This is a genomic window from Mycolicibacter heraklionensis (genome assembly GCF_001021505.1).
Taxonomy (GTDB): domain Bacteria; phylum Actinomycetota; class Actinomycetes; order Mycobacteriales; family Mycobacteriaceae; genus Mycobacterium; species Mycobacterium heraklionense.
Genome location: NZ_LDPO01000031.1, coordinates 1 through 12,849, shown reverse-complemented (window position 1 = coordinate 12,849; position 12,849 = coordinate 1). Strand labels below are relative to the sequence as shown.

Sequence of the window (12,849 nt, the reverse complement as noted above, 5' to 3'; positions counted from 1 at the left end):
AATTGTCGCACTGAAGGCTCCCGCTACTCGACGGTGACTGACTTGGCCAGGTTGCGCGGCTTGTCCACGTCGTAGCCGCGGGCCTGCGCCACCCCGGCAGCAAACACCTGCAGGGGGATGGTCGACAGCAGCGGCTGGTACAGCGTTGACACCGCAGGGATTTCGATCAAGTGGTCGGCGTAGGGGCGCACCGTCTCGTCGCCCTCTTCGGCGATCACGATGGTGACGGCACCGCGGGCCTGGATCTCGCGAATGTTGGAGAGCAGCTTGGAGTGCAACATCGCCGCGTTCTTCGGCGAAGGCATCACGACGATCACCGGCAGGTCATCCTCGATCAGGGCGATCGGACCGTGCTTGAGTTCACCGGCGGCAAAACCTTCGGCGTGCATGTACGCGAGTTCTTTGAGCTTGAGCGCGCCTTCCAGCGCCACCGGGTAGCCGACGTGGCGGCCGAGAAAGAGAACCGCGCTCGACGACGCGAACTGCCGGGCCAACTCGGCGACCGAGTCGATGCCTGCCAGCACATGCGACACCAGGTCGGGCATCGCCTCCAGTTGGCGGTACTCGTGCTCGACCTCGTCGGGGTACTTGGTGCCCCGGGCTTGCGCCAGCGCCAGGCCGACCAGGTAGTTCGCGGTGATCTGGGCCAGGAACGTCTTCGTGGACGCGACACCGATCTCCGGCCCGGCACGGGTGTAGAGCACCGCGTCGCACTCGCGCGGGATCTGCGAGCCGTTGGTGTTGCAGACCGCGAGCACCTTGGCCTTCTGCTCCTTGGCGTGCCGAACAGCCTCCAGGGTGTCGGCGGTTTCGCCGGACTGGCTGATCGCCACCACCAGGGTGCTGCGGTCCAGCACCGGGTCGCGGTAACGGAACTCGCTGGCCAGTTCGACTTCCACCGGCAGCCGCGTCCAGTGCTCGATCGCGTACTTGGCCAACAGGCCGGAGTGGTACGCGGTGCCGCACGCCACGACGAACACCTTGTCGATCTCGCGCAGCTCCTGGTCGCTCAAGCGCTGCTCGTCGAGCACGATCCGGCCGTCCTCGAAGTGCCCCAACAGCGTCTCGGCCACCGCGGTGGGCTGCTCGGCGATCTCTTTGAGCATGAAGTACTCGTAGCCGCCCTTCTCGGCGGCCGACAGGTCCCAGTCGATGTGAAAACGCCTGGCGTTGGCGGCGTCATCGTTGCCGTGGAAGTCGGTGATGCGGTAGCTGTCGGCGGTGATGACCACGGCCTGGTCCTGCCCCAGCTCGACGGCTTCGCGGGTGAAGGGGATGAACGCCGCCACATCCGAGCCCAGGAACATCTCGCCGTCACCGATCCCGACCACCAGCGGGGTGGACCGACGCGCCGCCACGATCGTGCCCGGCTCGTCGGCGTGGGCGAACACCACGGTGAAGTGACCCTCGAGCCGGCGCAGCACCGCCAGCGCCGAGGCCACGAAGTCCCCGGCGGTGTCGCCGTCGCGGTACTGGCGCGCCAGCAGGTGGACGGTCACCTCGCTGTCGGTCTCGCTGGTGAACTCCACCCCGGCGCGTTCCAGCTCGTCGCGCAGCACGGCGAAGTTCTCGATGATCCCGTTGTGCACCACGGCGAACTTGCCGGCCGCGTCGCGGTGCGGGTGGGCGTTGTGGTCGGTGGGACGGCCGTGGGTGGCCCAACGGGTATGGCCCAGGCCGGTGCCCCCGACCAGCAGCGCGGGATCGGTCGCGGCCAGTTCGGCTTCCAAGTTGGCCAACCGGCCGGCACGGCGCCGGACGGTCAGCTGCCCGATCCCGTCGACGACGGCGATTCCAGCGGAGTCGTAACCGCGGTATTCCATGCGGCGCAGGGCCTCGACGACCACGTCGCGAGCAGGCCGTTGCCCGACGTAGCCGACGATTCCACACATAGCTGTTCAGGGTAGTGCACCAGCAGCCCACACCGGGCAATCGCGCAGGTCAGCGGCGGCTATGCACGCCGCCGCCAGACCGGCGCACGCGATCTCCTCAGATCGTTACTGCGACCCACCGAACAGGTCGGCCAACAGGGCTCCGAAGTCGAAGTCGCTAGCAGCCCCAGGATCCGGGACAGGCTCGGGAGGCGGCCCGTCGAAGTCCAAGTTGCCGCTGAGCAGCAATGCGAGCACCTGCTCCAAGCCGGCTAGCGCGCCGGTCAACCCGACCCCCTGACCCGGGCCGAATGTCAGGTCGAGGGTGAGCGGATCGGTGACCGAAACGGTGATACCGAGCGCGTTGAGGATCGAGCCGCCACCGTAGATGGGCGGAGGGAGTTCTTCCGCGCTCAACGCATCCAGAGTGCCACCGACTTCTCCCGGGGACAGCAGCCCGCCGAAGGCGAAGCTCAGGCCGGAAATGTCAACGCCCTCCGGCAGCAGGCCGGCTTCGGTGACCGTCGGGATCAGGAAATCCAGGTTGAGCGTGGCGCCGTTGAGTAGGCCGTTGAACATGTTGGCCGGGATGTTGATCAGCTCCTGCAACGCTGCCGTGGTGTCTGGGTTGTCGCCGCCGAGATTGGCGCTGATGGCTTCGATGCTGTTGATCAGCGCCACCAGCGGCGACAGGGACGGCCCCAGGGCGCCGATCAGCACACCGGACAGCGGCGAGGTTAGGACTTGGACGATCTCCGGGATCGGGTCGGGAATTGCCGGAATGAGCCCGGGAGCCAAGGCTTCCCCTTGGTTGCTGAGCAGGCCGTAGAGCAAGAAGTTGCCCAGGAAGAAGCCTGGGCTCCCAATCCCGCCGTCGCCCGAGGGGAGGCTCGTCGTAAATTCAGCCAGCGGGTTAAGGAAGCCCTTCTGGTCGCCACCCAGGAACGTCAGGGCGGCACCCAGCTGCTCGAAGTCCAGGTTGCTCAGATCGGCGTTGCTCAGCGCGTCGCTCAGTGCGCTGTTGGCGTCCTGCATCGCGGTCTGCAGGTGCTCGAAGTTGACTTCCGCGGTATTGAAGGCGTCGGCCCACGCTCCGGTGAAATCGAGGTCGGCGGTCAGAGCGACGTCATGCATCGCGTGCGCCTCGATCATGGGCGTGGCCACCGGCGTGACAGTGATCAGACCGGCGCCTACCAGCGCAACGCCGGCGGTGACAAAGGGACGCAATGTCGGATTCATTTGACCAACTCCTCAACATCCAGTGTCGTGACAGTGGAAAAAACTGAGTGTGACTAAGATCATAGATAATAGAAAGCTGTGACACAAGGCCTCGGTCCCAGATTTCCGGCATCGTGGTGGGCTGTTTCACCACCGACGCGGGCTTTTCGGGCATCTGATTTCTTGGGCTGCTCCCAGAACGTCGCAGCTAACTCAGCTCGGCTCGGGCCCACAGCGGTTATGTTGGGAGTCCGCGCGACGACCGCGGCGGGGTCGGCCAGGAAACGACGGTCTAGGTGACGACATGCCAGAGGACAGCCCAGCCACCGCACGCACCCTGGTGGAACTGCTGCGTCAGCAGGCAGACCGCTATCGGGACAAAGTCGCGTTCGTGTTCGCCCCGGATGGCCTGGAGGAACACAGTCAGCTGACCTACGCCGAACTCGACCGCAGCGCACGGGCGATCGCGGCGGATCTGCAACAACAGGGAGCGGCGGGACGTCGTGTGCTTGTCGTCTGCCGGCCGGGTCTCGACAGCGTCGCGGCCTACTTCGGCTGCCTCTATGCCGGCGCGGTTGCCGTGCCGGTGCAGGACCGGCTCGGGCGGCTGACGCTGATCGCCCCCGACGCGCGAGCCGGTTTCGCCCTGGCGGACGCCACCACGCAAGACAGGATCAAGGCACAGGTCGACGGTATGACCAGGCGCCCCCTGCGGTGGCTGGCCCCAGAGGATCCCGGCGCGGACCCGGACAGCTGGGAACCGCCAGACATCGACGGCGACACCACCGCCACCCTGCAATACACCTCCGGCTCTACCAGGGCACCCAAGGGCGTCGTGGTGACGCACGGCAACCTACTGGCGAACCTGGTTGCGATCCACGAGGCGTGGGGCGGCGACGACCAGAAAGTCGCGGTGTGCTGGCTGCCCCAACACCACGACATGGGCTTGATCGGCGGCATCCTGCAGAGCGTGTACGTCGGCGGCACCACGGTGCTGATGTCGCCGGCAGGCTTCATCACCCGCCCGATGCGCTGGCTGGAGGCCATGTCCCGATACCGCGCCACCATCGCCACCGCACCGAATTTCGCCTACCAGCTCTGCGTCGAACGCAGCACCGCCGAGGAGCGCGCGGCGCTGGACCTGTCGCAATGGTCGACCGCGATGAACGGCGCCGAGCCGGTACAGGCCAGCACCCTGCGCGCCTTCGCCGAGGCTTTCGCGCCCGCCGGATTCCGGCCGGAGGCTTTCCTACCGGTGTACGGCTTGGCCGAGGCCACCCTGCTGGTCTCGGGTGGATCGGACGCCGCCGCGCCGGTGGTCCGACACATCGACCGCAAGGCGCTGGGCGAAGATCGGGTCGTCGAAATCACCGACGCCGCCGACGACGATCCCGGTGTCGTGGAGCTGGTGGGGTGCGGTCGCCCCCGAGGCGGTCAGCAGATCGTGATCGCCGACCCGGAGACTCGCCGGCGCCGCGACGCCGAGCAGATCGGCGAGATCTGGATTTCGGGTCCGTGCGTGGCCCACGGTTACCGGGGCAAACCGGAGGACACCGAGCAGACGTTCGGCGCATACCTGGCCGAGACCGGCGAAGGGCCCTTCCTGCGCACCGGGGATCTGGGCTTCCTGCGAGAAGGCGAGGTGTTCATCACCGGACGCTGCAAAGACCTGATCATTCTCCGCGGCAACAACTACTACCCCAACGACATCGAAAAGACGGTGCAGGGCAGCCATCCGGCGCTGCTGTCCGGCCGCGGTGCGGCCTTCTCGGTGGCGCCGAAACCCGGTGCCGGGGAACAACTCGTGGTGGTACAAGAGGTCCGATCGGCCGGTGACGCCACCGGCGTGCTGGACGCGATCAACGCGGCTATCGCCCGCCACCACGGAATCGGGGCACACGCCGTCGTTCTGGTTGAGCCGGGCTCGATCCCGACCACCTCCAGCGGCAAGATCCAACGACAGGCCGCTCGGCAGAAGTTCCTCGACGGAGAGTTCACCGCACTGGCGCAATGGCGGGCGGCGCAGGACTCCGGCGCCGGTCCCGCTGGGCCCATGGCGGCGGCCCAGACCGCCGCCGCAGCCCAGCGGGCGGTGGCGCTGCAGTACTGGAAGGCACGGCAGGGCTGAGAGCTCAACGTCCGCTCCGGCGTGCGTTACCGTCATCGGATGGCCAGCATCAAGCGCCTTTACGCCGCGTTGACCCGACCCGGCCCGCATCGCGTCCTACGCGGGGATCTGGCCTACGCCGGCCTGGCCGGAGTGGTGTACACCCCACAGTCCGGCTACCGCCTTCCTGCGGTGGCCTTCGGCCACGACTGGCTGACCGGGGCCGATCGGTACGCCGGATTGCTGGAGCACCTGGCTTCCTGGGGCATCGTGGCGGCGGCGCCCGACACCGGGCGGGGGCTGGCTCCGTCGGTGCTGGACCTGGCCGCTGACCTGGGCCGCGCCCTGGAAATTGCCACCGATGTCCGGTTGGGGCCGGGCCGGATCAGCGTCGACCGCGACCGACTCGCGGTGGCCGGTCACGGCTTCGGCGGTTCGGCTGCGGTATTCGCTGCGACCACGTTGTCTGTCAAACCCAAAGCGGTGGCAGCGATTTTTCCGACCGTCACCACACCGCCCGCCGAGCAGGCGGCGTTGACGCTGGACGTGCCGGGCGTGGTGTTCAGCAGCCCCGACGATCCGAAAGCATTGCGTTCCAACGCGATCGAGCTGGCGCATGCGTGGCAGCTTTCCACGCTGCGAGTGATCGACAAGGTGTCGCCGGCCGGTTTGCCGCAGGGCCGCCGGCTGACCGGATTCTTCGGCTTGCCGACCTCGGACCGGCGCACCCAGCGGCGGGTGCGGACCCTGCTGGCCGGATACCTGCTGGCGCAACTGGTGGGCGACAAGACGTTCCGAGACTTCGCCAACCCGCAGGTGGCCCTGCCCCGGACCGAGGCGCTCGACGCGCTGCCGGAGCCGGTGGGCCCGGAAGAGAAGATCGCCGCGCTGTTCAAGTAGCGCGCTGGAAGCGATCGCGGCCGCCTGGCGGGAACCCGACGGCCGCAACCGCTGTGGTGTGTCTAGACGTCGGACAACATGTCGCCGATCGGGTCGAGCCCGAAAAGAGGCGGAATCTGCTCGGCGCCCTTGCCATCCCAGTTATCGCCGAGCAGCACCCCCATGACCTGCGACCACTGCTCCATCGCCGCGATCGGACCGATGGGCACGCTGTCGAGGGTCAGCGTGTCAAGGATCGGGACACCGGTGAGCGTCAGACCCAAGCTGTTGAAGATCGACCCGCCCACCGGGTCCACCGTGGTGCCGTCGGCGAAAGTGTAGGTGCCCTGGTCGCCGGCCCCGCCCGCGATGCCGGGGCTCAATAGCCCACCAAACGCAAAGTCGAGCGCGGTGAGCTCCATGCCCTCCGGCAGCAGGCCCGCGTCGTTGATGGTCGGCACCAGCGCATCGAGATTCAGGTCGGCGCCGTTGAGGAATCCGTTGACCATATTGGCGGGAATATTGAGTAGATCGTTGAACGCCGCCTCGAAGTCCGGGGTGTCACCGTTCAGCGCATTGGAGACGTCGGTGACGCTGTTGACCAATGCCACCAGCGGGCTGATAGACGGCCCCAGAGACCCGATCAGCATGGCGCTCAACGGCGACGACAGGAACTGCAGAATGTCGGTCACCTGATCGGGGTCGATCCCGGAGTCTTCGGGCAGGAAGCCGGGCAACAGGCTGACCATGAGGCCGCGCAACCCGTCGAGGGTATGCGGGGTCACCGCATCCCAGATGGCCTTGCCGGCGTCCTCGGACGTGTCGACGTTCAGCGTCAGCGCCGACCCCAGCATCTGGAAGTTGCCCTGAATCTCAGTGAGCGCGTCCTGGATGGTCTTGGTGCCGTCGGAGACTTCCCCCCAGAGGGCTTGCTGGTTGACGATGAACTGCTGCAGCCCCACTTCGGGGGCGATCAGGAAGTTGTTGGCGAGCTGCGTGGCATTGGCGGACGCGGTGTTGAAGACGTCCTGCCAGGCGCCGAAGAAGCCCTCGCCGGCGGTGAGCCGCAGCGCGGGGGAATGCTCGACGGCCGAAGCGGCGACCACGGGAGTGACAGCGATCGTGCTGGCGCCCAGCACCGCTACACCCGCTGTGACGTAGGGACGAAGTGATTGGTGCATCGACATCTCCTCAAATTTTCAGTGCGCGCCCCTTAGGCGCCATACCAATTCATGCAACATAACTGACATTAGGCTGAGAAACGATGCGGATGTACAGATCGAGAAAATTCGCCGAAATCGAGCGGGAGACCCCGGAACTTCGACCCCCTATACACCAATAGTTTCCGGATAACTACAGCTCACACCAGGTTTTCAGCGGTTCCACACCTATTGACGTGTCCGTCAGATTATATTTTGCGACGGACTGTCCGTTTTGATGAAAACCCTTCTCCCATGAGGGAATGCTGAGGCTTTTAGTTTCGAATCCACGGGCTCGGTTGGCATTCGCACCCGGGCTCCGCGTCTGCAGGAATGGCAACGGCCGCCGAGTCCTTTCAGACTCGACGGCCGTTGCCATTGTCCGTTGGCGTCTAGCCGGCCGCGCCCGCTGTGCCGTCGGCGCCGGCCGTACCACCGGTTCCATCCGGCGTACCGGTACCAGCCGCGCCGCCGGCGCCACCCTTGCCGAGTGCCCCGCCGGCGCCGGGAGTCCCGGTGCTCGCGCCACCGGTGCCGCCGTTGCCGCCGTGGCCACCGTTGGCACCGTTGCCGCCAGCGGCCCCATCGGTGCCGGCACCACCGGCTCCACCGACCCCGCCGGCTGCACCAGCGCCACCCTTGCCACCGGCGCTGCCATCGGTGCCCGCGCCACCGGTGCCGCCATTGCCGCCGGCACCGGCGGTACCACCGTCGCCGGCGGTATGCCCGGCACCGCTCGCCGCACCGCCGGCACCGCCGACGCCGCCCTTGCCGCCGGCACCGCCCACACCACCGGCGCCGTTGCCGCCGTTGGTGCCAGAGGTGCTCGCGCCGCCGTGGCCACCGGAGCCGGCAACACCGCCGTTGCCGCCGAGCCCGCCGCTCCCACCGTCCAGGCCGTTGCCGCTGGCGTCGGCGCCACCAGCCCCGCCGGCGCCACCGACGCCGCCGGCGCCACCAGTGCCGCCGGCCCCGCCGGCACCGCCGTTACCGGTGCCCGAGGTGCCGCCGTTACCGCCTTGTCCTGCGGCACCACCGTTGCCACCGGTGGTGCCGTTGCCGCCTGCGGCGGTCTCGGAGGTGCTTCCGGCGGTGCCGGCAGCTCCGGCTCCACCGGAGCCGCCCTTGCCACCAGTGCCGCCATTGCCGTCCAGCGCACCGGCGCCGGTGTTGCCTGCGGTTCCGCTGGTGCTGGCGCCGCCGCTGCCCGCGGTTCCCGCGGCGCCGCCGGCACCACCGTCACCGCCGGTTCCGCCGGCCAGGCCGTTTCCGGCGTTGTCCACGCCACCGGTCCCGCCGGCACCGCCGGTCCCGCCGTTCCCGCCCTTGCCCGCGGCGCCACCGTTACCGCCGTTGCCGGTGTTCGAGGTGCCGCCGTTACCACCGGTGCCACCCGCTCCACCGGCGGATCCGTTGCCACCGTTGCCACCAGCCGTGCCGGCCTCGGTGTCGGTAGCGGTCGCGCCGGTTGCACCCGCGGCGCCGGTGCTACCCGTGCCGCCGACTCCACCGTTGCCACCGTTACCACCGTTACCGGCATCCGCCGTGCCACCGTTGCCACCGGTACCGCCGGCGGCGCCCGCACCGCCAGTGCCACCGTTGCCGCCGTTGCCGCCGTTGACCGCGAGGGCGCCGTTACCGCCGTTGCCGCCGGCACCGCCGATCCCGTTGGCGCCGCCGGTACCGCCGTTACCGCCGTTACCGGCGTGACTGGGTGCGACCCCGACGTTGTTGGTCGGTACCGCAGTTCCGGCGCTGTTGCCGCCGTTACCACCCGCGCCGCCGGCCGAACCGGCGCCGCCGGTAGCACCATTGCCGCCGTTTCCGCCGCCGGCGGTGCCATTGCCGCCGTTACCGCCGGCACCGCCGACACCGACCGCACTGCTGCCGCCATTGCCGCCGTTACCGCCGATGCTTACCCCGGTGGCCGCACCGTTGCCGCCGGCGCCGCCGTCACCGCCGGTGGCACCGGTACCGGCCGTGGAGGATGGGCCAGCCCCGCCGTTACCGCCGTTGCCGCCGACGCTGTAGACGGTGCCGGCGGTGAAGTGGTCGCCGTTGACGTCGCGCCAGCCGGTGCCGGTACCACCGGCACCGCCATCACCGCCGTTGCCGGCGGTTCCCGCGCCGGTCAGGCCGGTACCCCCGCCGCCACCGCCGTTACCACCTTGAGCGTGGTTGCCGGAGAGCAGACCGCCGCCGGCGCCCACGGTGCCATTACCGCCGGCGCCGCCGTTACCCCCGGTGCCGCCGACGCCGGAGCCGGGCGTACCACCGGTGCCGCCGTTACCCCCGTTGCCGCCGAAGGTTTGGATGGTGTCGTCATCGGTGGCACCGTTACCGCCCGCGCCACCGTTGCCACCTGCCCCGGCGGGCCCGCTGGCTCCGGCCCCGCCGGCACCACCGTTGCCGCCGTTGCCGGCAACACCTTGGACATTGGCAGCACCGCTGGCGTCACCGCCGCGACCACCGTCACCGCCGGCGGCGCCTGCGTGGGATCCGGTCGAGGAACCAGCATCGCCACCGACGCCACCGTTACCACCGTTGGTGACGCCGGCACCACCGGCACCACCGACGCCACCGGTGCCACCCGTGCCGTCACCGGCATTGGCGCCAGCGCCGCCGGCGCCACCGTTGCCGCCCTTGAGACCATCACCGCCGAAACCACCAGCAGCACCGTTACCGGCCACACCGCCGCTGGTGCTGCTCATGGGGTCACCGCTGCTGCCGCCGGCACCACCGGCGCCGCCATTACCCCCGTTGCCGAGGAAGTTGCCGCCTGCGTCCTTGAAGCCCTCGCCACCGTTACCGGCCGCGCCACCATTGGCCCCAACGCCCGCGTGGCCCTGCTCCCAGAAGTTGCTGCCGGCCGCGCCACCGGCACCACCGGCGCCACCGTTGCCACCGTTGACGTGATCGGCGGTGCCGGCAGCGCCGTTACCGCCGGCGCCGGCCTTGCCGCCGTCGCCGCCGTTGCCGAGGTTGAAGGCGCCGCGTCCGCCGGCACCACCGTTGCCGCCGGCGGTGCCGTTGCCGTTGCCGCCGTTGGCGAAGCTGCCGGCCACGCCGTCGCCACCGGCACCGCCGACGCCGCCGTTGCCGAAGAGCCAGGCCACCGAGGCGCCACCGTCGCCGCCGTCGCCGCCCACACCGCCGGCACCGCCGACGCCGCCGTGACCCAGGCCCCAGGCGCTCGCGCCACCGTCGCCACCGGCAGCGCCGAACCCGCCGGCCCCGCCGTCGCCGCCGTTGCCCAGCCAGCCGAGGGCGTCGCCGCCGTTGCCGCCGGCTACGCCGTCGACGTCGCTGTTCCAGCCGGCACCACCATCGCCGAACCACAACCCGCCGTCGCCACCGTCGGGGTTGAGCTCCGTGCCGGCTGCGCCATTACCGATCAGGTATTGCCCGGAAATCTCGTTGATGGCGTTGTTGACCATCGCGCCGAAGTCGCTGTCGATCCAGGCGGTCATGCCCATGTGCAGCGGGGTGTAGAACCACTGGTCGATGATGCTGATCATGTCGAAGGCAGCGGGATCGAAGGCGGCGATTCCGGGGTCTACGTCCGAGGTCACGTCGGCCGGGGTGAGCCAACTGAAGTCGAACAGATCCTCGAAGCCGTCGGCCTGGGCCTCCGGCGCGCCGGCCAGTGGGGCCATCCCGAACGCCAAGAACGCTGCGACCGCGCTGCCGGTGCCGACCGCCCGGTGGCCGCGCCGCTGTCCGGCCTGAGCTTGTGAACCCGGCTGACTACCGGTGTGACGACGAGTCATTGCGAATACCTCTCCTGATGAAAAGTTCGGCTAGTGGTGGAAGTTGCTGGGGGAATGGGCGAAGAATCAGCCGGCCAGGCCGAGGTCGGCGAACAGGTCGCCGAAGCTGAAGCTGTCCGCCACCGCGCTGCCGGCGCCGCCGTCGTCGATGCCGCCGTCATCGACGACGTAGCCCTCCGGTGCCGGAATGCTGAAGATGGGGTCCTTGCCACTCCACGAACCCCAGCCGAGCTGCGAGCCGATGACCTGGGACAGACCCAGCCAGGCACCGAGGGGCCCGATCGCGTCACTGGGCGCGTGGATGTTGCCGACCACCGGGATGCCGGAGATGTCGAAGCCGATGCTGTTGAAGATCGAGCCGCCGGAGGCCGGCGCCTGGCCGATCTCGTTCCCGTCGGCGTCCAGGATGTGCATCGGGTCGGCAGTGACGTGCCCGCCGGTGCTGAACCACCCGCCGAACGCGAAGTCCAGGTGGGTCATCTCCATGTTGCCCGGGAGTAAGCCCGCATCGTTGATCGACGGCAACAGACTGTCCAGGTTGAGAGTGGCGCCGTTGAGCGAGGCGTCGAACATGTTCGCCGGGATGTTGATCAGGCCCTGCAGCGCGGTGGACGTGTCACCGTCGCGCAGCGCTTCACTGATGTCGTCCCAGCTGTTACCCAAGGCGACCCAGGGCGCGATCCAGGGACTCACCGAGGCGAGCATGAGGGCGCTCATCGGCGAGCCCAGGAAGTTGATGATCGGGGTGAGCGTCGCGGCCTGATCTTCCGGCAGGAAGCCCGGGACCTGGTTGAAGATGATTTCGTGGCCACCGCTCAGGTTGCCCGCCAGGTAGCTGCTGTCCATGGTGTGGCGGATGACGTCGTTGATGGTGTCCTGCGAGGCGCTCATCAACGTGATCGCCGACCACGCGTTCTTGAGGTCGGTCTGGATCGCGTTCATCATCGCCGGGATGGTCGACGGGTCGTCGGTCATGCTCTGGATGTAGCCGGTCAGGTTGTGCATGGCCTGGGTGAAACCGATGTTGGGCGCCGCGTCGTAAGAGGCCATCATCCGCGCGATGTTGTCCTGAGCGGTGTTGTAGGCCGCGACGTACGGGTCGGTGAGGTCGGAGAGGCTGAAGTCGGCGGTCAACGCAAAGTCACGTGCGAGGGCCGTGTGGGTCGACGGCGTCACGCCGGGGGTGACAGCGATCAGGCTTGCGCCCACGATCGCGACACCGGCGGTGGCGTAGGGCCGAAGTGCTTGCTGCATCAAATTTCTCCTCACAACTTGTCGCCGCACCCTGAGGCGCAGGTAGGACCACGGGGAACATATCTAATATTTAACTTAGAAGCAACCGGGAACGTGAGGCGCCTCAACGGCGGCCCCAAACGTGGCCCCCGCCTCGGTTCGGCCGCCAATAACCATCAGTGAGCTGCGATTATCTGCCACGTCGTCGCTAAAAGATCCGAATCCCGCCCTCCGGAAGAACCGTTCACGTAAGTAGACTTATCCGACACGCTGTGAATGAACTGAGAGATGGGATTGGAGGGGCCTCGGGCACTCGGACCGGGGGAAATCCTCATGGCCGATAACTTATGTCCGCTTCGCGGCGTGGATTCGTCGGTGGATTAATGGTTCAGACAGGTGCGCAAGAAGCCCCTGGAGTGGACTCTCGAGGTCATATCTGGCTCTAAGCCTCGATCCACCGATGAGCCGGGGCTGGCGGTCTGACCGGTTTTGATTTTGGTTTTCCGGTGGTGGGCGCAAGGTATCCGCTGGTCTGCCCAGCTTCCTTATGCGTTCTCCGGTTGGGGCCGTGT

7 protein-coding genes are annotated in these 12,849 nt (G+C 68.2%); 2 read left to right on the top strand and 5 right to left on the bottom strand.

Features of this window, described 5'->3' with window-relative positions; translation table 11 throughout:
• Nucleotides 1-23: 23 nt before the first annotated feature.
• A complete protein-coding gene (glmS, locus tag ABW16_RS22240; protein ID WP_047321376.1) occupies nucleotides 24-1,892 on the bottom strand; it encodes a glutamine--fructose-6-phosphate transaminase (isomerizing) in 1,869 nt (622 codons plus the stop codon).
• 105 nt (nucleotides 1,893-1,997) lie between these two features.
• Nucleotides 1,998-3,110 (bottom strand): outer membrane porin GjpA, encoded by a 1,113-nt coding sequence (gjpA, locus tag ABW16_RS22235; protein ID WP_047321375.1) that lies wholly within the window; start codon nucleotides 3,108-3,110, stop codon nucleotides 1,998-2,000.
• Nucleotides 3,111-3,393: 283 nt separating this feature from the next.
• Between gjpA (ABW16_RS22235) and ABW16_RS22230 the strand changes: the two genes are divergently transcribed.
• Entirely contained in the window at nucleotides 3,394-5,217 is a 1,824-nt protein-coding gene (locus ABW16_RS22230) for a fatty acyl-AMP ligase (protein ID WP_047321374.1), read from the top strand.
• Nucleotides 5,218-5,256: 39 nt separating this feature from the next.
• Nucleotides 5,257-6,096, top strand: a complete 840-nt coding sequence (locus tag ABW16_RS22225) for a dienelactone hydrolase family protein (protein ID WP_047321373.1) — start codon at nucleotides 5,257-5,259, stop codon at nucleotides 6,094-6,096.
• A 62-nt stretch (nucleotides 6,097-6,158) separates the two neighbouring features.
• Here ABW16_RS22225 and gjpA (ABW16_RS22220) read toward each other — a convergent pair whose 3' ends face one another.
• The 3 genes from gjpA (ABW16_RS22220) to gjpA (ABW16_RS22210) all read right to left on the bottom strand — a co-directional run bounded on the left by gjpA (ABW16_RS22220) (nucleotide 6,159) and on the right by gjpA (ABW16_RS22210) (nucleotide 12,298).
• Nucleotides 6,159-7,256 carry an outer membrane porin GjpA gene (gene gjpA, locus ABW16_RS22220; protein WP_131721552.1) on the bottom strand — a complete coding sequence of 366 codons (1,098 nt, stop codon included), beginning with the start codon at nucleotides 7,254-7,256 and terminating at the stop codon, nucleotides 6,159-6,161.
• Nucleotides 7,257-7,666: 410 nt separating this feature from the next.
• Complete coding sequence (locus tag ABW16_RS28055; protein ID WP_052957052.1) at nucleotides 7,667-11,044, bottom strand: PGRS repeat-containing protein; 3,378 nt, start codon at nucleotides 11,042-11,044, stop codon at nucleotides 7,667-7,669.
• 66 nt (nucleotides 11,045-11,110) lie between these two features.
• On the bottom strand, nucleotides 11,111-12,298 hold the full coding sequence (gene gjpA, locus ABW16_RS22210; protein WP_047321372.1) for an outer membrane porin GjpA: 1,188 nt from the start codon (nucleotides 12,296-12,298) through the stop codon (nucleotides 11,111-11,113).
• Nucleotides 12,299-12,849 lie beyond the last annotated feature (551 nt).

Bases quoted from the DNA above. Each gene is read 5' to 3' on its own strand.
- glmS (WP_047321376.1), bottom strand. From the start codon at position 1,892: ATGTGTGGAATCGTCGGCTACGTCGGGCAACGGCCTGCTCGCGACGTG.
- gjpA (WP_047321375.1), bottom strand. From the start codon at position 3,110: ATGAATCCGACATTGCGTCCCTTTGTCACCGCCGGCGTTGCGCTGGTA.
- ABW16_RS22230 (WP_047321374.1), top strand. From the start codon at position 3,394: ATGCCAGAGGACAGCCCAGCCACCGCACGCACCCTGGTGGAACTGCTG.
- ABW16_RS22225 (WP_047321373.1), top strand. From the start codon at position 5,257: ATGGCCAGCATCAAGCGCCTTTACGCCGCGTTGACCCGACCCGGCCCG.
- gjpA (WP_131721552.1), bottom strand. From the start codon at position 7,256: ATGCACCAATCACTTCGTCCCTACGTCACAGCGGGTGTAGCGGTGCTG.
- ABW16_RS28055 (WP_052957052.1), bottom strand. From the start codon at position 11,044: ATGACTCGTCGTCACACCGGTAGTCAGCCGGGTTCACAAGCTCAGGCC.
- gjpA (WP_047321372.1), bottom strand. From the start codon at position 12,298: ATGCAGCAAGCACTTCGGCCCTACGCCACCGCCGGTGTCGCGATCGTG.